At 45.8% G+C, this 22,844-nt stretch carries 19 protein-coding genes; 6 read left to right on the forward strand and 13 right to left on the reverse strand.

Features of this window, described 5'->3' with window-relative positions; all coding sequences use genetic code 11:
• Nucleotides 1-3: 3 nt before the first annotated feature.
• From mnhG to FIU99_RS23435, 8 genes are all read right to left on the reverse strand, one after another.
• Nucleotides 4-300 (reverse strand): monovalent cation/H(+) antiporter subunit G, encoded by a 297-nt coding sequence (mnhG, locus tag FIU99_RS23400; protein WP_006961469.1) that lies wholly within the window; start codon nucleotides 298-300, stop codon nucleotides 4-6.
• Nucleotides 297-596: a cation:proton antiporter gene (locus FIU99_RS23405; protein WP_050778635.1), complete on the reverse strand. Its 300-nt coding sequence runs from the start codon at nucleotides 594-596 to the stop codon at nucleotides 297-299. Before FIU99_RS23405 ends, mnhG begins: the two co-directional genes overlap by 4 nt.
• Nucleotides 589-1,065, reverse strand: coding sequence for a Na+/H+ antiporter subunit E (locus FIU99_RS23410; protein ID WP_006961464.1), 477 nt, complete (start codon nucleotides 1,063-1,065; stop codon nucleotides 589-591). The genes FIU99_RS23405 and FIU99_RS23410 overlap by 8 nt, the downstream gene beginning before the upstream one ends.
• Entirely contained in the window at nucleotides 1,062-2,615 is a 1,554-nt protein-coding gene (locus tag FIU99_RS23415) for a Na+/H+ antiporter subunit D (RefSeq protein WP_006961462.1), read from the reverse strand. The genes FIU99_RS23410 and FIU99_RS23415 overlap by 4 nt, the downstream gene beginning before the upstream one ends.
• Nucleotides 2,612-2,965 (reverse strand): Na+/H+ antiporter subunit C, encoded by a 354-nt coding sequence (locus tag FIU99_RS23420; RefSeq protein WP_152472570.1) that lies wholly within the window; start codon nucleotides 2,963-2,965, stop codon nucleotides 2,612-2,614. Before FIU99_RS23420 ends, FIU99_RS23415 begins: the two co-directional genes overlap by 4 nt.
• Nucleotides 2,965-5,571 carry a hydrogen gas-evolving membrane-bound hydrogenase subunit E gene (mbhE, locus tag FIU99_RS23425; protein ID WP_050778643.1) on the reverse strand — a complete coding sequence of 869 codons (2,607 nt, stop codon included), beginning with the start codon at nucleotides 5,569-5,571 and terminating at the stop codon, nucleotides 2,965-2,967. Before mbhE ends, FIU99_RS23420 begins: the two co-directional genes overlap by 1 nt.
• Nucleotides 5,572-5,744: 173 nt before the next feature.
• Complete coding sequence (locus FIU99_RS23430; RefSeq protein WP_006961455.1) at nucleotides 5,745-5,936, reverse strand: hypothetical protein; 192 nt, start codon at nucleotides 5,934-5,936, stop codon at nucleotides 5,745-5,747.
• Between the two features lie 82 nt (nucleotides 5,937-6,018).
• Nucleotides 6,019-6,954 carry a universal stress protein gene (locus FIU99_RS23435; RefSeq protein ID WP_006961452.1) on the reverse strand — a complete coding sequence of 312 codons (936 nt, stop codon included), beginning with the start codon at nucleotides 6,952-6,954 and terminating at the stop codon, nucleotides 6,019-6,021.
• Nucleotides 6,955-7,320: 366 nt separating this feature from the next.
• Here FIU99_RS23435 and FIU99_RS23440 point away from each other — a divergent pair, with 366 nt between their 5' ends.
• The 4 genes from FIU99_RS23440 to FIU99_RS23455 all read left to right on the forward strand — a co-directional run bounded on the left by FIU99_RS23440 (nucleotide 7,321) and on the right by FIU99_RS23455 (nucleotide 12,318).
• Nucleotides 7,321-9,141, forward strand: coding sequence for an ABC transporter ATP-binding protein/permease (locus tag FIU99_RS23440; RefSeq protein WP_006961451.1), 1,821 nt, complete (start codon nucleotides 7,321-7,323; stop codon nucleotides 9,139-9,141).
• A gap of 62 nt (nucleotides 9,142-9,203) precedes the next feature.
• Nucleotides 9,204-10,274 (forward strand): low specificity L-threonine aldolase, encoded by a 1,071-nt coding sequence (locus FIU99_RS23445; RefSeq protein ID WP_006961450.1) that lies wholly within the window; start codon nucleotides 9,204-9,206, stop codon nucleotides 10,272-10,274.
• Nucleotides 10,275-10,336: 62 nt separating this feature from the next.
• Nucleotides 10,337-11,221: a LysR family transcriptional regulator gene (locus FIU99_RS23450; RefSeq protein ID WP_006961449.1), complete on the forward strand. Its 885-nt coding sequence runs from the start codon at nucleotides 10,337-10,339 to the stop codon at nucleotides 11,219-11,221.
• A 113-nt stretch (nucleotides 11,222-11,334) separates the two neighbouring features.
• On the forward strand, nucleotides 11,335-12,318 hold the full coding sequence (locus FIU99_RS23455) for a zinc-binding alcohol dehydrogenase family protein (protein WP_006961448.1): 984 nt from the start codon (nucleotides 11,335-11,337) through the stop codon (nucleotides 12,316-12,318).
• Between the two features lie 61 nt (nucleotides 12,319-12,379).
• Here FIU99_RS23455 and FIU99_RS23460 read toward each other — a convergent pair whose 3' ends face one another.
• The 4 genes from FIU99_RS23460 to FIU99_RS23475 form a co-directional block, all read right to left on the reverse strand.
• Complete coding sequence (locus FIU99_RS23460; RefSeq protein WP_006961447.1) at nucleotides 12,380-14,329, reverse strand: BspA family leucine-rich repeat surface protein; 1,950 nt, start codon at nucleotides 14,327-14,329, stop codon at nucleotides 12,380-12,382.
• 358 nt (nucleotides 14,330-14,687) lie between these two features.
• The gene (gene gcvP / locus FIU99_RS23465; protein WP_040121887.1) at nucleotides 14,688-17,552 is read right to left on the reverse strand and encodes an aminomethyl-transferring glycine dehydrogenase; all 2,865 of its coding nucleotides are present in this window, start codon (nucleotides 17,550-17,552) and stop codon (nucleotides 14,688-14,690) included.
• Nucleotides 17,553-17,671: 119 nt separating this feature from the next.
• Nucleotides 17,672-18,052, reverse strand: a complete 381-nt coding sequence (gcvH, locus tag FIU99_RS23470; RefSeq protein WP_006961445.1) for a glycine cleavage system protein GcvH — start codon at nucleotides 18,050-18,052, stop codon at nucleotides 17,672-17,674.
• 37 nt (nucleotides 18,053-18,089) lie between these two features.
• On the reverse strand, nucleotides 18,090-19,385 hold the full coding sequence (locus FIU99_RS23475; RefSeq protein ID WP_006961444.1) for a serine hydroxymethyltransferase: 1,296 nt from the start codon (nucleotides 19,383-19,385) through the stop codon (nucleotides 18,090-18,092).
• Nucleotides 19,386-19,766: 381 nt separating this feature from the next.
• Between FIU99_RS23475 and FIU99_RS23480 the strand changes: the two genes are divergently transcribed.
• Both FIU99_RS23480 and gcvT read left to right on the forward strand, forming a co-directional pair.
• Entirely contained in the window at nucleotides 19,767-20,390 is a 624-nt protein-coding gene (locus tag FIU99_RS23480; RefSeq protein WP_006961443.1) for a helix-turn-helix domain-containing protein, read from the forward strand.
• Nucleotides 20,391-20,648: 258 nt separating this feature from the next.
• Complete coding sequence (gcvT, locus tag FIU99_RS23485; protein ID WP_152472571.1) at nucleotides 20,649-21,767, forward strand: glycine cleavage system aminomethyltransferase GcvT; 1,119 nt, start codon at nucleotides 20,649-20,651, stop codon at nucleotides 21,765-21,767.
• Between the two features lie 116 nt (nucleotides 21,768-21,883).
• Here the strand turns inward: gcvT and FIU99_RS23490 are convergent, their stop codons facing one another.
• The gene (locus tag FIU99_RS23490) at nucleotides 21,884-22,750 is read right to left on the reverse strand and encodes a hypothetical protein (protein WP_006961442.1); all 867 of its coding nucleotides are present in this window, start codon (nucleotides 22,748-22,750) and stop codon (nucleotides 21,884-21,886) included.
• Between the last annotated feature and the right edge of the window lie 94 nt (nucleotides 22,751-22,844).

Raw genomic sequence — 22,844 nt, forward strand, 5'->3', positions numbered from 1 at the left:
CGCCTATTTCATCCTGCGCCAGATTTGATAACCGCTTTCTTTCGTTGCCTTACCAAGCAAATGTGCAGCGACGGGAGCGGTAATAAAGATAAACAACATGGTCCCGATTACTCTGGAAATGACGGTGATATCCGGAATCGCTATTGCCACAGCCAGTAGAAGCGAGGCCAACCCGACTGTTCCCGCCTTTGTAGCTGCGTGCATTCTCATATAAAGGTCTGGCATTCGCAAAATACCCAGGCTCGCAATGAGAATAAACAGGGTACCGAGGCAAAGCAGTACACCCACGATAATGTTCATGATGCCTCTCCTTTTCTTTTGAAAATCAGTCTTGCAAACGCGATAGTTCCCAGAAACGCAACCAGACCGAGTGTAATTGCGACATCCAACAATGACTGTTGTCCACTATCCAACGTATAAACGGCAATGAATCCCACTGTGATAAATGCAATCAAATCAAGTGCGATAACTCTGTCTGCCAGTGTTGGCCCAAGAATCAAACGGATGAACGCCATGACGACGCTGAGTAGTAACCCTGTGTAAGCTATCGTCGTGCTGGTTTGTAGCCAGTCACTTATTTGTAACCATTCAGCCACGAGTCACCTCCAAAATTCGCTTCTCCAAACCATCTTTAATTTCCCTGATCACCTTTTCATGTTCAGGAGCGAACATCGCATGCACCACCATATGCTTTTTATCTGCGGTGATATCTAGGCTCAAACTACCCGGTGTAAGTGAGACCATATTCGCCAGTAGGGATATCTCTAAATCGGTGGAAACATCCAGCGGTACATGAACAATATCTGGATCACTTAGATGCGTCGGAGTGATGACATCCCAACAGACCCTGGCGACGGATATCACCATCTCGTAACAGAAGTAGAGAAGTAAACCAACCAAGGCCCGAAAACGCCGGAAGTAACTGGTTTTCAAACCGAAAGGTTGGCTTAGTCTCAATGCAACGAAGCCGACAGCAAACCCTACAATAAAGTTAAAACTAGTGTAGTCGCCATTGAGTAACATCCATGCCAGAGCGAGGAAGAGATTCAAAAAAAGGTAAATCATTGGTTTCCTCCCGTCGTACTCTCGACAAAACGTATTAGTCCAGAATCATGTTCGACTCGGCTTTCCCCAAGGACGGCGTGAATGTAGTCTTGCGGATCAAGTAGCTGTTCTGCTGCTTCAACAGCAAACTGATACAGTGGTTCAGCGGCTAAACCGATGGTCAGACTCAGCGCTGTTAATATTGCGATGGGTGCGCAGTAGAGCCATTTTGTGGGCTGAGCTATTGGTTTCTCTTCTACACCTTGTGGCGCGGCTTTCCAAAATACTTCGTTCCAGATTTTGGTCATAGAAAATACCGTTAAAAGACCAACTAAAAGCGCTGACCCAGCCAGCCAATAATGCTCGGTTTGCAAGCTGGCTTTGATAACAAGAAACTTCCCCCAGAACCCAGACAGAGGTGGAAAGCCCGCCAAAGAAAACGCAGATATAAGAAACAGAAAGGCGAGCCATGGCATCGCTTTATATACGCCACCTAATTGCCTAAGGTTGCTAGAGCCATATTTACGCTCTATGAACCCACCAATTAGGAATAAGTTTGCTTTAACTAATATGTGGTGGATGATATAGAAAACCGCACCCGCGATTGCAATCGGGGTGTAGACGGCTAACCCCATGATCATGTAACCAATTTGGCTAATGATATGGAATGATAGGATCTTTTTGATATTTTGCTGACTCGCTGCGCCTAACACGCCAGTCAGCATAGTAAGCCCTGCAACCCACATCAACGTGGGTTGCCAACCACTTTCTGATAATGGGAAAACTAAAGTGAATGTACGGATTAGAGCGTACACCCCAACCTTGGTTAGTAAGGCAGCGAACAGGGCGACAACAGCACTCGGCAAGGTATGATAAGAGGCTGGAAGCCAAGCAAAAACAGGGAACAGAGCCGCTTTTATAGCAAAAGCAAATAAAAATAGTGCCGCGAGTAAGGTTTTTGTATCTGGTGGTATTAGCCCAGTTTTGGCGTGTAAATCGGCGAGATTCAGAGTACCTGTTGCGCCATAAAGCAAGCCGATCGCCAGTAAAAAGACTAACGTTGAAATCAAGTTGAGCATCACGTATTTGACGGCTCCATCCACTTGTTTCTTTGAACCGTCCAACACCATTAAACCAAATGATGCAATCAACATCACCTCGAACCAGACATAGAGATTAAAAATATCTCCTGTAAGAAACGCACCGTACACGCCTGCAAGCAATACGTGTATGAGCGCATGGAAAGTGCCGTATGAGCGCTTATCTTGAAGATCGGCCTTTGTATAAAACACACTGATAACACCAATGATGGACGTTACCATCACCATGGCCGCAGCTAGATAATCTGCAACAAAGACGATGCCAAATGGAGCCGCCCATTGACCAAAAGCTACTGCTTGCGGCCCACTTTGAATCACGTCATGTGTCAGCAAGGCGGCAATCACTGGAACAGAGACTGCGCTCGTGCTACTTATCACATCGACCAGATCGTTTCTGCGCTTTGCGCAAAATATAGCGACAGCAGTGAGGAGTGATACTACTACGGGTAATGTCAGCCAAATCGTGGTCATTCATCCTCCTCTGAGCGTCTCATAGCATCGATATCCGCCGACCCTGCCTCTGAATAGGCGCGGTAAAATAGCATCAATGCAAAAACCAGCAGCCCGAAGCCGATCACAATTACAGTCAGGATTAAGGCTTGAGGGAGAGGGTTTGCAGCTCCTTCTGGTGGCAGTACGGAATGCGCATCTATCAGCGGAGGCAATCCTGGTGTTAATCGTCCTGCGGTGAAAATTGCGATGTTTATAGCGCTGCTTAATAAGATCAAACCGAATAGCAAGCGCAGTATGTGTCGCTCCAGCATGAGGTAAATGCTGGCGGCAACGAACACACCCACAACGAGACTCCATAGTATTTCCATTACTCTAGCTCCTCATTAATGCGCAGCAACATACCCATGACGCCACCAAAGATGGCGAGATAAATGCCCACATCGAATATTAACGGTGTGCCGAGTGGCAAAATGTCTTTCCACCATAAACCGGTTAAGAAGGGTAAATTGAAAGCAAGGCTCATCAAGCCCGCAATAAAGCTAATAAAGATACCAAACAGAGCAATCCTAAATGGTGAGTAATACAAGCGGTCTCGCACGTACTGTGGAGATTCTGCAAACATCAAGAGTGCAAAACCGATTACCGCAATCAGTGCACCGATAAAACCTCCGCCGGGTTCATTGTGACCACGTAATAAGAGATAAAGGGAGAACACCAACATCAACGCCGCTACGATGTGTGCTGTCGTTGCAAAGATGAGAGAGTGGATTCGGTTGCGTTTGTGATAATGCGTTTTTACTAAGCTCACGGCAGCAATGCCAGCCATGACGACGACGATCACTTCCCCTAACGTATCAAAGGCACGAAAATCCACTAGAATCACGTTTACTATGTTGCGACCATGTCCACCTAGTACGCTGTTCTGCGCAAAGAAGCTTGCGAGTGTCGAATCTAGAGGTTGTGATGTAATGTGGATGAGTAGTGCTGTTACTGATACACCAATAACAATCGCAATAGCACCGTGCAGTAGCTTACGGCGGATTGGATGCTGGGGGACTGTGAGTAAGCCTGGAATATGACGTATCAAGAGCACTACAAATACGACCATCAAGGTTTCCACCAGCAGCAAGGTCTTGGCAACATCTGGTGCGCTATAAAGCATGAAAACCAACGTTGTCATAAAGCCCACCACGCCTAGTGCTGAAACGGCCAATAAGCGAGACGTGGTAAACGTACATACCAAGGCTGCTGAGATGAGCAGCAAAGCTATGCTGCTCTCATAAAAACTGATGTTACCCAAAGCGGCGAAGCGTTCTTGTGGTATCGACAGCGGACTACTTAACAACACACCAGCCAATACAAAAAAGAACATTAGCACGTAGTGACTCAACCGTTTTTGCTGCAGTAACTGCGTTTGCCATTTCGCGAAGTGCATCATACTCGACATGATCTTATCGAACACAGACTCTGCTTTGAGCAATGGGGGTATTTTGTGGTGCCAACTTTCCAATAACCTTGGGTATACACGATATAAGGCATAACCCAGCAATAAGGTGAAAGCACTCAATACCAGAGGTAGGTTAACCCCCTGCCACAGTTTGGCCGCTTCTGGTGTTGAATTTGGCAAACTCGACAAAATACCAGGTATGACAATCTTGTTGTTGATCCAATCTAAACCCAGCGTCGGCACGAGCACACTTCCTATGGCAAGTAGCATTGCTGGTATCCATAACCCTTTGCTTACTTCTACGGTCTTCGCTGGAATAGGGTTTTCTTCATGGTTGCTGAAAAAGGGTTTTACGAGTAAAGCAAGCACAAGCGCCACCATAGTGATGTTAACAATAAGAAATACGGTGGTGATGAGAATATTTACTTCTAGCCCCGACTTGTACATGTACTCTTTGCTCAAAAAACCGAGCAAAGGAGGGACGCCTGACTTTGATAGTGCCGCGATAACGGCAGCACTGAAACTCAGTACCAACACAGCTTTCAAGCTGTGAAGTCGTCGAATGTCGCGAGTTCCGGTCGCTTTATCTATGTTACCCACGACCATAAACAGGGCTGCTTTGTAGAACGAATGTGCCAATATGAACAGCAGCGCCGTTGTGATCGCAAACTCGGTCCCCATGCCAATCAGAAGGACTAATTTTCCCAGTGCAACGTTAGTGCTATACGCTAGCATCAGCTTTAGGTCGGTTTGCTTGAGTGCAAGTAGCGCACACCAAATGGCAGTGAATCCACCAACTATGCCCAGCGTATAAAACCAAATATCACTGTGTGAGTAAACGGGCGAAACACGGGCAAGCAGGTAAACACCGGCTTTAACCATGGTGGCCGAATGTAGATAGGCGCTCACTGGTGTTGGGGCTGCCATGGCATTGGGTAACCAGAAATGAAACGGGAATTGTGCTGATTTAGTAAATGCGCCGAGCAAAATCAGTAACAGTGAAGCAATAAACCACTCATGTTGTGCGATCGCTGCACTGTTTCTCACAATCTCGCTTATCTCGTAACTGCCTGCCATTTCGCCAAGTAGGATCAAGCCAGCTAATAGGGCAAGGCCCCCCGCGCCAGTGACGATCAGAGATTGCAGTGCGTTCTTGCGTGATTTTTCTTTCTCATGATTAAAGCCAATCAGGAGGTAAGAGGTAATGGTCGTCAACTCCCAGAAAACAAAGAGAAGAAGAACGTTATCGCTCGTAACCACACCTAGCATTGCGAGCATAAATAGCGTTAGATAGACATGGAATGAAAACCGAGAGGGGTTGTCCTTGAGGTAAGCTAGTGCGTATATCTGAATAAGTGCACCGATACCGCTAATCAAGCAAGCGAATAAGAACGATAATCCGTCCAACTTGAAACTGAAGTTTATACCCAGTCCAGGAACCCAGTTCGTTTGCCAGTTGACTCCTCCCGATTGATAGAGGCTGATGAGCGCAGAAAAAATGGCTATCGGCAGTAAGGGGAACAGCAACCAAACGAGAGATTGGCTTGTCAAACTATGAGTGTGATTACCGTTAATTAGCTTATTCAATAGCACCACCCATTGAGTTGATGATGGAGATTAAGAACGTTTAATCTGCTTTACCTCAGGGCCGCCGAAACGAGTTGCGGGCGGCCCAATTACGTTGTACTCCTCGCTAAGAATTACTTACATTCGGATACCGAGTACGAGCGCAATTCACTCATGGCTGTTTCTTGATTGAAGATAATCGCTGGCTCATCCTCTTCCATACCAAGTGCATCATATGAGCAATCACCGATGTCATTTCTTGGACAGATGTGGATGTTTGAGCGTTCAAGCATTTCCGTATGGCAAAGTGGGCATAATGGTTTCATACCTTCCTCCTGAATAGCTTTAGTAAGCTAATGTTCAAAACACGAAATGGGTTGTTTTCATCAATAACAGTACTGGTGCGTTCTAACTTATAGGGGAAATGAAGCCTTCGGGCTTAAGTGCTACCAAAGAACAATTGATGGATTGCAGTATGTTCTCCGCGGTGTTGCCGATGACAAAACCTGAAATACCAGTTCTTGCCAATGTGCCCATGACTAACACATCGATTTCCTGTTCATCGACGCTTTCAGGGATCTTCTCGTCTGGCTTGCCGTGAATGTGGTGTATAACCATTTCTCCCGATATTCCTGCTTCGTCTATCAGAACTTGAAGAGCCTGCTCATGGTTTCTTCTCGCACTTAGCACGTCGCTGGCAAGTTGTGCCTCATCTACTTGGATCCAGACATGATTGTCGAGGTAACTCTCTAGGTAATGTTCCCAACATGAAATGATATGGAGTCGACTATCACATGTATCTGCAATTGAACGGGAGAGTTCCAGTAATCGTAGAGAGAGGGCGTGATGATCTGCATCTACGGTCATGGGATCAATTGCGACAGCTACCCGCCTTGCGCCTCTTGGCTTTTCACTTGGCCTTTGTAGCCAGACCGGGCATGGACACTTACGCAGTAGTGTCATGTCTATCGCTTTAAAACCTTCAGCGCCTTCGTTGAGAGGCTCTGCTTCCTTAATAACCAAATCATGATGCGCTGCAATGGCTTCTTTAATAACACAAACCGCGGGCTGCTCGCTGCTTCGGATGGTGAGCGGAAATGGAACCTGCTCAGCTGAAATGTCTTGTTGGTCTCGAAGCTGTTCAATGCTCTGTTGTACCGAATTGTGCAGAGCTTGCTGGTAGGTTTGTTGGTATTGTTGCATGTCATCTGGAAACTCAGGGCAGGCAACTAAGCCTGAGACATGAACATGATTGCTGGCGGCAATACGAAGAGCTTGACCTAAGGCGTCGCTGTGGCCGGGGAATCCCTGTGTAGCAAAAAGTATGTTCTCGAATCGTTTCATACATACCTCCTTGGTGTTGGGTAAATTTTAACCAATCAAGAAACGTATTCGCCAGCACACAATTGTAACGGCTTATTAGGGAAATGATATTTGTTCTCAGTCAGGTAGTTGCATCCATATTCAAGTGGTTTTTATGCAAAAAACGAATAGATTTTCAGACCGGATGTAACAAAATAATACGTGATACGCGAAGAAATGATGGTTATTCGAAGAGGTAGCGATCTGGCGTTGAGCTTGGTTACCTAGGTGACAGGTATTGAATGATATCGAGAGCCAGTGGTAATCTCAGAGACAGTTCTCTCGCATAGTATGGTGGAAGCAAGCCTTTGCTTTTGACCTGAACTGCCCAATAACCAAGGCGTATTTATGCAAAGTGCTGAGCAGCATCAGACGAGTTCCACTCTTAATCAACAAACCAGCTCATCTTCTCAAGGAAAAAGTAAGAATCTCGGTATTCTTCTAGAACTGATTAAATTCATCAGACCGTATCAATGGAAGGTCATCGCCGCGTTGGTGGCATTGGTCTTCACTGCGTCATTAACACTGTCTGTTGGCCAAGGTGTGCGCCTGTTGATCGATGAAGGTTTTGCTCAGCAGTCGACGCAAGAGCTCAGTAGCGCCATTCAACTCATTCTTGCACTGACGGTGATGATTTCTATCGGCACTTTCTTTCGCTTCTACCTTGTTTCTTCAGTAGGGGAAAGGGTGAGTGCTGACATCAGGCTTGCGGTCTTTAACCATGTGATTACCCTTCACCCTAGTTACTTTGAAACCAATGGCAGCGGCGACATTATGTCGCGAATCACAACAGATACGACATTGTTGCAAAGCATCATTGGGTCGTCGTTTTCAATGGCGATGCGTAGCGCGTTGATGTGCGTTGGCGCAGTGATCATGCTGTTCGCCACTAACATCAAACTGACGCTCATTGTTTTAGCATCGGTCCCCTTTATCCTTGTACCTATTTTGTTTTATGGCCGACGGGTGCGAGCCTTATCTCGTCAAAGTCAGGACTCAATGGCTGATGTAGGTAGCTATGCAGGTGAAGCGATTGAACATATCAAAACCGTCCAGAGCTACAGCCATGAAGCCCAGGAAAGAGCGTCATTTGCTACGGAAGTCGAGCGAGCGTTCGAGATTGGCCGACAAAGAGTAAAGCAGCGCGCGATATTGATTTCGGGTGTGATTGTCATCGTCTTCAGCGCGATCTCAGGTATGCTCTGGGTAGGCGGTAGTGATGTCATCAATGGCACTATGTCTGGTGGTGATCTTGGTGCGTTTGTTTTCTACGCCATTATGGTAGCCTCTTCATTAGCAACCATTTCTGAGGTGTTGGGAGAACTGCAACGAGCGGCAGGGGCAACCGAAAGGCTTATTGAGATTCTGCAGGTTGAGAGCCACATTGTTGCTCCTAGTGATAAGGTGGTATCGACCCAACAACTCGCCAGCGAAGTAATATTTGATGATGTCACTTTCCATTACCCTTCGAGACCTGAACATGCCGCGATTGAGAACTTAGCTCTCAAGGCTGAAGAAGGAAAAGTACTGGCATTGGTTGGGCCTTCTGGGGCAGGGAAAACCACGTTGTTCGAACTTCTTCAGCGTTTCTATGATCCGCAATCAGGGCAAGTGACTTTGGGTGGCGTTGATGTTCGCCAAATGGATCCTAATGAACTGCGCCAGCAAATGGCTCTCGTGCCTCAACAACCTGCATTGTTCAGTAATAATGTCCTTCACAACATCCGTTATGGCAACCCAGATGCGACCGATGAGCAGGTGATTGAAGCGGCGAAAAAAGCACACGCTCATGATTTCATTATGAAATTACCAGAAGGTTACGATAGCTTCCTTGGTGAGCGTGGAGTGCGCTTGTCTGGCGGCCAGCGCCAGCGTATTGCAATTGCACGGGCCATTCTCAAAGACCCGAATATTTTGTTGTTAGACGAAGCGACCAGCGCACTGGACAGCGAAAGTGAACATCATGTTCAACAGGCGTTGGAAGAGCTGATGCGCAACCGAACCACCATCATCATTGCTCATCGCTTGTCGACAATTCAGCATGCCGATCAGATTGCCGTGTTAGACCACGGCAAGCTTGTGGATGTGGGTAACCATAATGAGCTACTGCAAAGCTGTGAGCTCTACCAGCGTTTGGTTGAATTGCAGTTTAAGCATATGGACCGATAACGCTTAGCCATAGGTGACGGCAGAAAGACAAATACCTCTACAACCTCAAGGAAAGAATAATAATGAGCAGTCAGTTGAAACAGCTTTGTCATACGATTTTCCCCGGTAACAAAGAAGACACGCCGGCAGAGCACTTTGCCAAAATGGCCGCATGGTGTGAAGAACACAATGTGGCTCACGACGTTTATGGCGAAGGAGAAACCATTCAGGCGTTTGAACAAAAAATTGCGGACTTGCTTGGTTACGAGGCGGCTTTGTTCGTGATTACGGGGACGATGACGCAGCCCACCGTATTGGAATTGGTCACTAAAGAGAAGCGCAACCCAGTGGTCGCAATGCATCCTTCCAGCCATATCTATATCCATGAAAGGCAAGGTTATCAGTTGCAAAATCGTTTCAGTATTCTTCCGATTGGTAACCAATATCAAACATGGTCACTGAAAGATCTGAAAGCGTGGCCTGATGAAATTGCGGCGGTATTGTATGAACTGCCTATGCGTGAAATTGGCGGGCAATTGCCTGATTGGGAAAGTCTGGAGGAGATTAAGTCCTACTGCGCGACGAATGGCATTCATCTACACATGGATGGTGCAAGGCTTTGGGAAACCGCGGCCTACTATCAGAAAGAGCACCATCAAATCGCTAAAGGTTTTGATACGGCTTATGTTTCTCTTTACAAAGGTATCAATGGTTTAGGTGGTTCTATGCTGCTGGGCTCAAAGGAATTTGTTGAGCGAGCATCGATTTGGATGAAGCGTCAGGGAGGCAATGTTTATCATCGTACCCCTTATGTTGTCTCAGCGGCCATGCAGTTTGATCAGAGGCTTAAGCAGCTCCCAACTCTGTTTGAGCGTACCAAACAAATCTACCGAATCCTTGAAGAGTATCCGACGCTTGTCGCCAATCCGATACAACCACAATCGAATATGCTGCATTTGATACTGCCGTTTAGTCATGAAAAAGCGTTAGAAGTGCAAAAGCAGCTGGCGAAAGAAAAGGGGATCTGGATTGGGCATCCGCAGGTTACAGGTCACCCACACCAGTCGGTTGTTGAGTGGTATGTGGGCGATAATCTGCTCAACATAAGTGATGAAGATCTAAGGCATACCTTCGAACTGATATCCAAGGTATAACTAACCCTAGATGCGCAAAAATGGGATAATATCTAATTAGTTGTTTAATTCATGGAGCCAGAATGAAACGAGTATTGGATGATTTGAACATTTTTTTTAGTGTGGTCGAAACGGGTAGTTTGAAAAAAACGGCTGAGTTGTTGTCCATGCCACACAGTACCGTCAGTAGACGTATTGATGCGTTAGAAAATAATTTGGGGTTAAAGCTCCTTCATCGTTCAACACGAGAAGTCAAGGTATCGTCCCGTGGGTATGAGCTTTACCGAGACTGCGCGCCAATGTTTGGTTCCATTCGACAATCTATCAATCACGCGGTTGATGCTGAGGTGTCGTTTCAAGGTAGTTTAAAAGTATCTATGCCAGTTAGAGCGGGCCTAGACTTTCTGGGGCCTTGGCTCATTGATTTCGCTAGTCAGCACTCTGAACTCAAACTTGACGTTTCTCTGTCTAATACCAATTTAAACCTGATACAAGATGATATTGATTTTGCGTTCAGAGTTGGTCCCTTAGTGGATTCTTCAGCAATAGCACTTCACCTCTGGGACATACCTTACAGTGTTTGTGCAACCCCTTCATTTATTGAAAAACACCAACTCACTGGGTATGTATCTTCAGCACTGATTGAGTCTTTACCTGCGGTTGTTTCTTTGCCCGCAAAACAATGGGCATTTGTTACTCAGGAGAAAGGAGAAGTTAGCCTCAGCCCTATGGCTGAGTTGCTCGTAGATGATTTGGAATTAGCCCTCCATGCGGTTATGAGTGGGAGGTACTTGGCATACTTGCCAACTTCAATGATAAGAAACCAATCCTTACTCGAAGTAAAGGTTGATTCTCTTCAGCCAAGGACACGCTCGATGTATGCTTATTATTTTGGTAGGCGACATGCGCAAAGCCAAATTAAGCACATTGTCAGCTATATAAAAGAGCGTTATTCAGAGATCAGTTAATCTTTATAATCCCACTTTTGCAATTCTGTTATCCGGTTATGCCAATTACGCAGCTTAAAAATATCACTTAGTATTTTCCTGCGAGCAAAAGCTAAACGAATTTTGGAGAAAGCATGAAAGCGATTGTAATTGAACAGACTGGTGGCAGCGAAAAACTTTTATACAAAGAGGTCGCAAAACCCGAGCTAAAGCCGGGACAAGTGTTGGTACAGGTACATGCCGCACCAGTGAATTTCATCGATACCATAATCAGAGAAGGGAATATGCCTCCTGGTATGATGCCAGAACTTCCATTTATTTCTGGAGTAGAGGGTAGTGGCATTGTTGTTGATGCCAATGATACTGAATTGGAACAAGGGCAAAAAGTTGCGTTTCTTGGCCCAATAGGTTTGTCAACATATGCGGAATACACTGCGGTTGAGGCTGATAAGTTAATTGCGTTGCCAGAATCTGCCGATTTGTTGCAAGCGGGCTCCATGCCAGTGACTTACTTTACGGCTTATCACATGCTACACAATGTTGTGCGAGCTGAGCAGGGTCGAACAGCATTGATTTATGCGTCTACTGGCGGGGTGGGGACGGCACTGATTCAGTTGGCAAAGGCTGCTGGGATTACCGTTATTGCACTTGACAGAAAAGATAGCAAGGTAGAGCAGGCGCTAAGTTTAGGCGCAGATTTCGCGTTTAATTCGACTGGCAACTGGGTTGATAAAGTTAAAGAAGTCACTAACGGTCATGGAGTGGACTATATCTTCAATCCAGTGGCAGGAGACAGTATCTCTGATGATTTAGAAGTGCTGGCAACGTTAGGCCATATCGTGATCTTTGGTTTTCTGGCGGGAGTGGGTGAAACAAACACTCAGGCTGAAGTCGTTAAGCATTTTGCCAAAGCTCCAACCATTTCGTACTCAGAAATTTATGCGACTTACTTTAGTAACTATCCGCTAGTGAAACGATCTATGGAATCTATCTATGCACTACTGGATAAAGGGTTGGTGACCCCTATTTATTCGACAGTACCTCTATCGGAGGCGGGCACAGCCCATGAACAACTTCAAGCAGGAAAAGTAATGGGTAAACTGCTGTTAGTGCCGTAGTGCTAGCATGTAGAAAAGGCTAGTCAAGAACTAGCCTTTTATTCGATATAGGGCTTGTTATCTAGTGAACAAAGACTGGAAGTTGTTCTTCGGTAAGGGCACTAGCTTTGGCAAAGTTGCTGTGCTCACTGACGCTGGTTACGTCCCAAATGCTAATATCCTGATGCATGTTTTTGGCGAAATAGAACATATGCCCCATATCAGTAACATTGGAAGTATCCCATCGACCAATATCCTGATTAAATTCGGTGGCGTAAGTGAACATTAAAGACATATTTGTGACGTTTGAGGTATTCCAGTGGCTAATATCTTGGTTAAAGCTACTTGCGCTGCTGAACATACGGAACATATTGGTTGTATTTTCGGTATTCCACTGCCCAATGTCTTGATTAAATTTATGTGCAGTGCTAAACATCTGGCTCATATCCGTGACATTTGACGTATCCCATTGGCCAATGTTGTGGTTGAAGTTTTTAGCGAAGTTAAACATGGAAGACATAGATGTCACATTAGCGGTGTCCCAGCGGCCAATATCTTGATTGAATCTGTATGCATTTCTGAACATCTGGATCATGCTTGTGACGTTTGATGTATCCCATTGGTCAATGCTCTGGTTGAAGCTCTCAGCACTGTCAAACATGTTCGACATGGTGGTCACATTAGACGTATTCCACTGCCCAATATCCTGGTCAAACGATTTTGCGTACCTGAACATATTGCTCATATCAGTGACGTTTGATGTATCCCATTGAGCTATGCTCTGGTTGAAGCTTTCAGCGTGGTAAAACATGTTAGACATGGTAGTAACATTAGATGTGTTCCATTGCCCAATAGGTTGGTCAAAAACATCAGCATAGTAAAAGATGTTTCGCATATCAGTAACTTTTGATGTGTCCCAATTCCCAATATCTTGGTTGAAGCTCCTTGCATAGTTGAACATGCTTATCATATTAGTTACTTTTGAAGTGTCCCATCTGCCAATGTTTTGATTAAAAGCTCTAGCTGAGCTAAACATACTCGACATATTAGTCACACTTGAAGTGTTCCAGTGACCGATATCTTGATTAAAAGCTGTTGCAGCATTAAACATACCTCTCATATTTTTTACTTTAGTGGTATTCCAGCGGCCAATGTCTTGGTTAAATGCCGCTGTTCGAGCGAACATGTTAGTCATATCTGTGACGTTAGAGGTATCCCAGCTTCCAATATCTTGATTAAACGCTTTAGCCTCATAAAACATATGCATCATATTGGTTACTTTTGATGTGTCCCAGTAGCCAATGTCTTGATCGAACGTCTTAGCACCACCGAACATCCACAACATATTAGTGACGTTTGAGGTATCCCAATGGCCGATATCTTGGTTGAAACTCTTTGCATTCATGAATGCTCTGCCCATGTCAGTTACGTTAGATGTATTCCAGTGGCCTATGTCTTGATCGAATGATGAAGCACCCTGAAACATCGTTCTAAAATCGTATACGTTGCTCGTGTCCCAATGGCCGATATCCTGGTTGAAGTTTGAAGCGAAACTGAACGTGCCCAGCATACTTATTACACTGGAGGTATCCCAATGCCCGATATCTTGGTTGAATTTGGATGCACCCGAGAACGTATACGCCATACTTCGGACACTAGACGTATCCCAGTGGCCGATGTCTTGGTTGAAACTCTTTGCATTCATGAATACTCTACTCATGTTAGTTACGTTAGATGTATCCCAATCACTGATTTCGCCATTGAAAGATTGGCGATCTTTGAAGAGTTCATACATATCAGTGACTTGACTGGTACAGAAACGGATATGGCCTTTTTCTAGGTTATCCAATAACGTCTTATTTTTGATTAGTTGGTTATCAACCACTACGTACACGTATCCTTTATCAAGGATCACTGAGTTAACGGGTGCATCGGGGCACTTTACCGCAATGTCGATTGCATAGGCTGTGCTACTTATTCCAAGCAAAGCGCAACTTAGCAAAGCCTTTCTGGCTAACGTTGATGTTTTCATTGTTATTTTTCCTGATAGATAGTTTTGAGTTGAAACAACACTAGTGAATAGACAAGGGTGTTTTTTCGAAAGAGAGTGTTCAGGTGAGAATCGAAAGTAATAAATAGGCTTTAGATTTCATCATTAAATATTTCTCTCAATATAAATTGAGTGGGATTATATTGATGAGATTCACTTTATAAAATAATGAGTTATGTGTTTTTATATGCAATTTGGTGAGTTTTAGCTCTAAAGCACAGAACTTATATATTTAAGTGATGAATGTGTTTTTAGTGGTGTATTGGCAGGGTGATAAAAAGAAAATAAAAAGGCGAACCTTGAGGTTCGCCTTTGATTTATCTGTATAGGAAAAATGAACTTAGTCTTCGTAATTCTCGATGCTAGGACAAGAACAGATTAGGTTACGGTCACCGTATACGTTATCTACACGGTTAACGGTAGGCCAGTACTTCCAAGACTTAGTGGCAGGTGAAGGGAAACAGCCAAGTTCGCGCGAGTATGGGCGATCCCATTCTGCAGCAGAAAGATCAACTTGAGTATGCGGTGCATTAACCAGAGGGTTATTCTCTAGTGGCCATTCACCATTCTTCACTTTAGCCATCTCTTCGCGAATTGCGATCATTGCTTCACAGAAGCGGTCGATCTCTTCTAGATCTTCGGATTCTGTTGGCTCAACCATTAGCGTACCTGCAACAGGGAACGACATAGTTGGTGCGTGGAAGCCGTAGTCCATCAGACGCTTCGCGATATCTTCTTCGCTGATACCTGTTTCTTCTTTTAGCGGACGAATATCAATAATACATTCGTGTGCTACGCGGCCGTTCGTACCACGGTAAAGAACAGGGTAGTGAGGGCGTAGGCGCTCCATCATGTAGTTCGCGTTCAGAATCGCAACTTTAGTTGCATCTGTAAGGCCAGCTTCACCCATCATGGCGATGTAAGCCCAAGAGATAGGCAGAATAGAAGCGCTACCTAGGTCAGCTGCCGAGATAGCAAAGTCATCGCCTTCAACACCGTTCTCGATGTGGCCAGGAAGGAATGGCGCTAGGTGCGATTTCACACCGATAGGACCCATACCCGGACCGCCACCACCGTGTGGGATACAGAAGGTTTTGTGCAGGTTCAGGTGAGAAACGTCAGAGCCGATGAAGCCTGGAGACGTCAAGCCAACCTGTGCGTTCATGTTTGCGCCGTCTAGGTAAACCTGACCGCCAGCAGCATGAACCATTTCACACACTTCTTTCACTTGCTCTTCGTACACACCGTGCGTAGAAGGGTAAGTGATCATAATGCTAGAAAGGTTATCTTTGTGCTTCTCGATTTTTTCCGCTAGATCGTCGATATCAATGTTACCGTCGTCATCACATTTCACCACGACTACTTTCATTGACACCATAGATGCTGTCGCAGGGTTAGTACCGTGCGCAGAGCTTGGGATCAAACAAACGTTACGGTGACCTTCACCACGGCTGTCATGGTAGCGCTGAATCGCGATAAGACCAGCGTACTCACCAGACGCACCAGAGTTTGGTTGTAGTGAGAATGCATCGTAACCTGTGATTTCACACAGTTTCTCTTTCAAGTCTTTCGCTAGAGCTGAGTAACCTGCAGCTTGTTCGATTGGCGCGAATGGGTGAATTGAGCCGAATTCAGGCCAAGTTACAGGGATCATCTCAGCCGCAGCATTCAGCTTCATTGTACAGCTGCCCAGTGGAATCATACCGTGCGTCAGCGAGAAGTCTTTGTTCTCAAGCTGTTTCAGGTAACGCATCATCTGCGTTTCGCTGTGGTGCGTGTTGAATACTGGGTGAGTTAGGTATTCTGAAGTACGACGAAGCGCTTCAGGAATGGCCGCGAACTCGTTGCCTGCAATTTCAGAAGAAAGCGCGTTGATTTCTTCTTTTACGCCGAATACGGCAAATAGTGCTTCGATGTCGCCCGTTGTCGTTGTTTCATCGAAGCTCACGCCTAGCTTGCCGTCTAGCTTGCGTAGGTTGATGTCTGCTGCTTGTGCTTTCGCGTACAGCTCTTCTGTCTTACCAGCAGTGTTGATAGTTATGGTATCGAAGAAGCTGTTGTGCGCGAGCTCATAGCCTGACTTAGTCAGACCAGCTGCAAGAATAGCTGTCATGTGGTGAGTACGACGAGCAATAGTACGTAGACCTTCTGCGCCGTGGTAAACCGCGTAGAATGAAGCCATGTTTGCCAGTAGCGCCTGAGCCGTACAGATGTTTGATGTCGCTTTCTCGCGGCGGATGTGCTGCTCACGAGTTTGCATAGCCATACGCAGAGCTTGGTTGCCCTTAGTATCGATAGACACACCAATAACACGGCCTGGGATTGTACGCTTGTGCTTTTCACGTGTTGCCATAAAGGCTGCGTGTGGACCACCGTAACCCATAGGTACGCCGAAACGTTGAGCAGAACCGATGACAACGTCTGCACCCATTTCGCCTGCTGGCTTCAATAGCGCTGAAGCAAGTAGGTCAGTGGCTACGGCAACTAGTGTTTTGTTGGCTTGTGCTTTGGCGATGATGTCCGTTAGGTCGCGCACTTCACCCGTAGTACCTGGGTATTGTACCAATGCACCGAAGACATCTTGCTCAGGAAGAGATTCGAGAGAACCAACTTGTACGTCAAAGCCGATGTATTTAGCGCGAGTCTTAACCACTTCTAGCGTTTGTGGGTGAACATCGTCTGCTACGAAGAAGACGTTGCTCTTGCTCTTGCCGGCACGCTTACAAAGCGTCATCGCTTCACCAGCCGCCGTCGCTTCATCAAGAAGAGATGCGTTCGCGATATCCATTCCCGTCAAGTCCATCACCATTTGCTGATAGTTCAGCAATGCTTCTAGACGGCCTTGAGAAATTTCTGGTTGGTAAGGGGTATAAGCTGTGTACCAGCCTGGGTTTTCCAATACGTTACGTAGAATCACGTTTGGCGTAAAGGTGTTGTAGTAACCCTGACCGATGAATGTACGTTTAATTTGGTTTTGATCTGCGAATTCACGCATCGCAGCCAGCATGTCTGCTTCGCTCAATGCTTCAGCCATTGTCATTGGCTGCTCTAGGCGAATTTGAGCTGGTACGGTTTCGTCGATCAGTGCGTCAAGACTGGCAACATTGATCGCATCCAACATTTTTTGTTGGTCAGATTTATTTGGGCCGTTGTGGCGAGCAACGAACTCATTTTGTGTGCTGAGGCTTTGAAGTAATTCAGTCATTGTCCTTTACCTACTCCATCATTCGGGTATCGGATATCATTACTGATATAAATAATTATACGTCCGAACTTTGAAAAAAAGCTGCCTCCCGTTTGGGGGCAGCTTTAAACTCGTCCTAATTACTCGTCTTCGATCGAGTTTAGGTACTCTTCTGCGCTTTTCAGATTGTCTAGCTCTGATGCATCTGACATCTTCACTTTAACAATCCAACCGCCTTCGAAAGGTTCTTCGTTGATTAGCTCTGGGCTATCTTCTAACTCTTCGTTGATTTCTAGAATCTCACCAGTGATTGGCGCGTAGATATCTGAAGCTGCTTTTACAGATTCAACCAAAGAGAAGCTATCACCCGCTTCGATTTCTGCTTCAACTTCAGGTAGGTCTACGAATACAACGTCACCTAGCATTTCTTGTGCATGCTCTGAAATACCGATAGTTACTGTGCCGTCACCGTTGTCACGTACCCACTCGTGGCTATCTGCAAACTTCAGTGTGTTGTCCATTGCTTAATCTCCAAAAATATAACTTTGATTAAATTGTTTATTGGTAAAGTGGGTAGCGATTACACAGCGCTTTCACTTCTTTGCGAACGCGTTGTTCTACTTCTGCGTCACCTTCAGGGTTGTTCACCAATCCGTCCAGTACATCGCCAATCCAGTTACCGATGAGTTTGAATTCTTCAGCGCCAAAGCCGCGGCTTGTCCCCGCAGGCGTCCCTAAACGGATGCCCGATGTAATCATAGGCTTCTCTGAATCGAATGGGATGCCATTTTTGTTACATGTGATCCCTGCACGCTCCAACGCTTCTTCTGCTTTGTTACCTTTCAAGCCCTTAGGACGAAGGTCAACCAGCATCAGGTGCGTGTCAGTGCCGCCAGTCACAATGTCACAACCGCGAGTTTGCAATACTTCCGCCAGAACTTTTGCGTTATTGATCACTGAATCAATATAAGTATTGAATTCAGGGCCTAAAGCTTCACCGAAAGCGACGGCTTTAGCTGCGATCACGTGCATCAGTGGGCCACCTTGAAGGCCTGGGAATACCGCTGAGTTAATTTTCTTGATGATGTCTTCGTGGTTGGTCAGAATCATACCGCCGCGTGGGCCACGCAATGTTTTATGCGTTGTCGTTGTAACAACGTGTGCGTGTGGCAGTGGGCTAGGGTGAGCACCAGTCGCAATCAGACCTGCGATGTGCGCCATATCGACCATTAGAATCGCATCAACTTCATCAGCGATTTCACGGAATTTTGCGAAGTCGATAGTACGAGGAATAGCACTACCACCTGCGATGATCATTTTTGGTTTGTGCTCAAGTGCCAGAGCACGAACGTCTTCGTAGTTGATTTCTAGTGATTCACGATCCACACCGTACTGAACAGCGTTGAACCATTTACCAGAAAGAGCAGGGCGCGCACCGTGAGTTAGGTGGCCGCCAGCATCCAGAGACATGCCTAGGATAGTATCGCCAGGTTGAAGCAGAGCAAGTTTAACTGCGCCGTTTGCCTGTGCACCAGAGTGAGGCTGAACGTTAGCGAAATCGCATTTGAACAGCTGTTTAGCGCGCTCAATCGCGATTGCTTCTACGGTATCAACATGTTCACAACCGCCGTAGTAACGACGACCAGGGTAGCCTTCTGCGTATTTGTTGGTTAGGCAAGTGCCTTGAGCTTGCATCACTGCTTTTGAAACAATGTTTTCTGAAGCAATGAGCTCGATTTGTTCGTTCTGACGAGTGTTCTCCGCTTGGATACCTGCGAAAACCGCGTCGTCTGTAGCAGCAAGATTAGTCGAGAAAAAGTTCTCTAGGCTGTGATTTTGGTAAGTGTTGTTCATGGTAGATGACCTTCCATTCGTGCTAACGAGATTATTAATAGGGTTATCGCTCTCGTTAGTCCTCTTTCTATTTACTGCCCTCAAAAACGAAGACAGGGTGAATTCTATACCCCTAAGCGATGTGTCAAATCTTGGGGAAAAGCCGAATCTCACTGTTAAATCACTTTATCAGTCAGTTCGGAAATAGCATCTCTACAACTAACAAGTTGGTAACATAGCGGTTGTCGAAGGAACAATCAACCAAAAATTTCCTATTGGAAACATGGTTTCTAAAACTGTTACCGAGAGCACGCTTTATTTCCTATTGTTATCTTTCCTCTCTGAATGGGTTCGTGCACAATGAAAATGGAACAGGAAGTGGACGTTTAATAAGAGGGAAGCATGCCCGAAGATATCTATGATGAGTACCCATCTTTGACTCTGGCAAAAGAGGCCGTCGATCAAAACATCGAACCCCTAAAATTGGGTGAGAGAATCAAGGATATTCGCGGTAAGTTAGGGATTACTCTTGAAGAGGCAAGTCAACGCACTGGCCTCGCTCGTTCGACCCTAAGTAAGATAGAGAATGAGCAGATTTCTCCTACGTTTCAGGCGATGCAGAAACTGGCGCTTGGATTGCAGATAGATATGCCTCAACTATTTGAACCGCCTAGAAAAAAGGTGGCAACAGGACGTAGGGATATCACTAAGAATAAGCAGGGAAAACCACACCCGACACCGACCTACGAACATGAGCTCTTGGCGACTCAGCTTTCCAATAAGAAAATGATGCCTTTTAAAAGCCAAGTTCATGCGCGAAACTTTGAAGAGTACGGTGATTGGGTACGTCATGACGGTGAAGAGTTTTTGCTGATTTTGTCTGGCTCTGTCATGTTCTATTCGGAGTTTTACGAACCGGTAGAATTGAGTGAAGGTGACAGTGTTTATTATGACGCAAACATGGGCCATATGCTCATCTCAACCAGTGAGCAGGATGCCAATATTTTGTGGGTGACCGCTAAATAACACGATTTATAAAGAATTTCGTATAGTGAAGGCAAACGTTTGCTTTTGCGATTTAGATGAGTACAATAGCGCCATCTCGGACAGAATCAGTCTGAGATGGCGCTTTCTTTTTGCCCCTTTGAATGTGAATATGATGTTAAATGTCACACTTTAGACTGTTCCCTTGTTGTTAATGGTGCAAAAATTCTCCACTCGTGTTTATTATTGGAAACAAGGTTTCCTTGAACGGGAAACGAACCTGATTAAATGGAGACAACAATGACTCAAGATCTACTCAAAACACCACTTCATACGCTTCACGTAGAAGCTGGTGCGAAAATGGTTCCTTTCGCAGGCTACGACATGCCAGTCCAATACAAACTGGGTGTAAAGAAAGAGCACTTACATACTCGCGACGCTGCGGGTCTTTTTGATGTGTCTCACATGGGACAACTTCGTTTGCACGGTGAAGGTGCCGCAGCGTTTCTTGAGTCGTTAGTTCCAGTTGACATCATTGACCTACCACAGGGCAACCAGCGCTATGCTTTCTTTACTAATGAAGAAGGCGGCATCATGGATGACCTAATGGTGGCAAACCTAGGCGACCACCTATTTGTTGTGGTTAACGCAGCGTGTAAAGAGCAGGACATCAACCACCTTGAAGCTCACTTACCAACGGGTGTTGAGCTAGAGATCATCGATGATCGCGCATTGCTGGCTCTTCAAGGTCCTAAAGCAGTCGATGTGCTTAAGCGTTTCAACCCAGAAGTAGCCGAGATGCTATTTATGGATGTGAAGAAGTTAGACATCCTAGGTGTTGAGTGCATCGTTAGCCGTAGTGGCTACACAGGTGAAGACGGTTATGAAATCTCTGTGCCGAACACGCATGCTGAAGAACTTGCGCAGAAGCTAACAGCGGAAGAAGAAGTGGAGTGGATTGGTCTTGGTGCACGTGATTCACTTCGTCTAGAGTGTGGTCTGTGCCTATACGGACACGATCTTGATACAACGACGACACCTGTAGAAGCAAGCCTTCTTTGGGGTATTCAGAAAGTTCGTCGTACAGATGGTGAGCGCGCTGGTGGTTTCCCTGGTGCGGATATCATCCTTAAGCAGATTGAAACTAAAGACGTATCACGTAAGCGCGTTGGTCTAGTAGGTCAGACGAAAGCGCCAGTACGTGAGGGTGCTGAGCTGTTTGATGCTGATGACAACAAAGTCGGTGTCGTGACCAGTGGTACAGCGGGTCCAAACGCAGGTAAGCCTGTCTCAATGGCTTATGTACGTGCAGATCTTGCAGCAATCGGCACTGAATTGTTCGCAGATGTTCGTGGTAAGAAGCTGCCTATGACTATTGAAAAAATGCCATTTGTTCCTCAACGTTACTACCGTGGCTAATCTTTCAAAATAAATAGTATTTGATTGAATTTTAAAATCCGATATTGGGTGACCAATATCGGATTTTTACGTTCTGAGTAAGGATATTAAGTTGGCTGCCTGAGGTAGGTATTCGCTCAGTATGCCGAAATGCCAAACTCTCTTAATTTAGCAGGGAGGACATCGTCAAGTTTGTCGATGTCTTCAGGCTCGACTTCAATCAAATCAAATTGATGTTGCTCGTATATTCGTTTGATGTCGGCTTTTTCGTTCTCGGGGAATGCTCCGGCATCACGCCCCCAATATTGCAAGTAGACTTTGCCCGTGGGCAGATAGAAATCGCTGAGGACATCTTCTTCAATAGGTAATTGACGGTCATAGGCGTGAACAATGCCATTCATATAGAGCCAGTTATCAATCTTCAACTCTGCTTTTGAGCGTACGTAGTGCCCATCCAGCGTGCGGTGTTTAGCTTCGAACTTCTGTCGAAAACTCGATATGGATTTGTCTGTTGCGTGAGCTTCAGCATCTTGGCCGGAAAATTCTATTACCGACTGTTTCAGGCGTTTGTTGCGGATGATGGAGTCATGCCAGACAGCAAAGTGATTACCACTCTCTTTGTCTTCTCTCTGGTAGCCACCGACTTTGAGACCATTAGCTGTAACTTCCCAGCCTGCGTTGACCTTTTGCAACCAACCCAGCTCCTGAAGGAGTTGGTTGATCTTCTTAGCATTGAGCGAGAAACGCTCGCCAATTTGGGTCGCACTTAAAGACTTACCGCTCGTTGCGGCGGTATCTATCAGGAGGTTTTCTGGCCAGACGATAAACTGACCGAACTTCTGGTGCTGGACATACTCTCCGCCAAACTTTTCCCCAAGCTCCGTCAATACCCACGCATCCTCTGAGCGATTGATATAACCCGCCAGCTTAAGCTCCTGAAACAACTGCTTAGCATCAGTTTGACGCAATTTTGCCAGTGCAGTTGTAGAGATTTTTTCAGCCATGTGTCCTCCTTTGCCAGTGTTACCAGCTTAGGGATATTGTTGGAGAAAAAGGTTATCTAATCAAGTAGATAGTCGCTGTTCTGATGGTGACTTA

It is taken from the genome of Vibrio sp. THAF64 (assembly GCF_009363455.1).
GTDB lineage: Bacteria > Pseudomonadota > Gammaproteobacteria > Enterobacterales > Vibrionaceae > Vibrio > Vibrio coralliilyticus.

Coding starts and splice junctions, on each gene's coding strand:
- mnhG (WP_006961469.1), bottom strand. CDS start 300: ATGAACATTATCGTGGGTGTACTGCTTTGCCTCGGTACCCTGTTTATT.
- FIU99_RS23410 (WP_006961464.1), bottom strand. CDS start 1,065: ATGATTTACCTTTTTTTGAATCTCTTCCTCGCTCTGGCATGGATGTTA.
- FIU99_RS23480 (WP_006961443.1), top strand. CDS start 19,767: ATGCCCGAAGATATCTATGATGAGTACCCATCTTTGACTCTGGCAAAA.
- FIU99_RS23420 (WP_152472570.1), bottom strand. CDS start 2,965: ATGGAAATACTATGGAGTCTCGTTGTGGGTGTGTTCGTTGCCGCCAGC.
- FIU99_RS23415 (WP_006961462.1), bottom strand. CDS start 2,615: ATGACCACGATTTGGCTGACATTACCCGTAGTAGTATCACTCCTCACT.
- FIU99_RS23430 (WP_006961455.1), bottom strand. CDS start 5,936: ATGAAACCATTATGCCCACTTTGCCATACGGAAATGCTTGAACGCTCA.
- FIU99_RS23440 (WP_006961451.1), top strand. CDS start 7,321: ATGCAAAGTGCTGAGCAGCATCAGACGAGTTCCACTCTTAATCAACAA.
- FIU99_RS23455 (WP_006961448.1), top strand. CDS start 11,335: ATGAAAGCGATTGTAATTGAACAGACTGGTGGCAGCGAAAAACTTTTA.
- gcvT (WP_152472571.1), top strand. CDS start 20,649: ATGACTCAAGATCTACTCAAAACACCACTTCATACGCTTCACGTAGAA.
- gcvP (WP_040121887.1), bottom strand. CDS start 17,552: ATGACTGAATTACTTCAAAGCCTCAGCACACAAAATGAGTTCGTTGCT.
- FIU99_RS23490 (WP_006961442.1), bottom strand. CDS start 22,750: ATGGCTGAAAAAATCTCTACAACTGCACTGGCAAAATTGCGTCAAACT.
- FIU99_RS23475 (WP_006961444.1), bottom strand. CDS start 19,385: ATGAACAACACTTACCAAAATCACAGCCTAGAGAACTTTTTCTCGACT.
- FIU99_RS23435 (WP_006961452.1), bottom strand. CDS start 6,954: ATGAAACGATTCGAGAACATACTTTTTGCTACACAGGGATTCCCCGGC.
- FIU99_RS23445 (WP_006961450.1), top strand. CDS start 9,204: ATGAGCAGTCAGTTGAAACAGCTTTGTCATACGATTTTCCCCGGTAAC.
- gcvH (WP_006961445.1), bottom strand. CDS start 18,052: ATGGACAACACACTGAAGTTTGCAGATAGCCACGAGTGGGTACGTGAC.
- FIU99_RS23450 (WP_006961449.1), top strand. CDS start 10,337: ATGAAACGAGTATTGGATGATTTGAACATTTTTTTTAGTGTGGTCGAA.
- FIU99_RS23460 (WP_006961447.1), bottom strand. CDS start 14,329: ATGAAAACATCAACGTTAGCCAGAAAGGCTTTGCTAAGTTGCGCTTTG.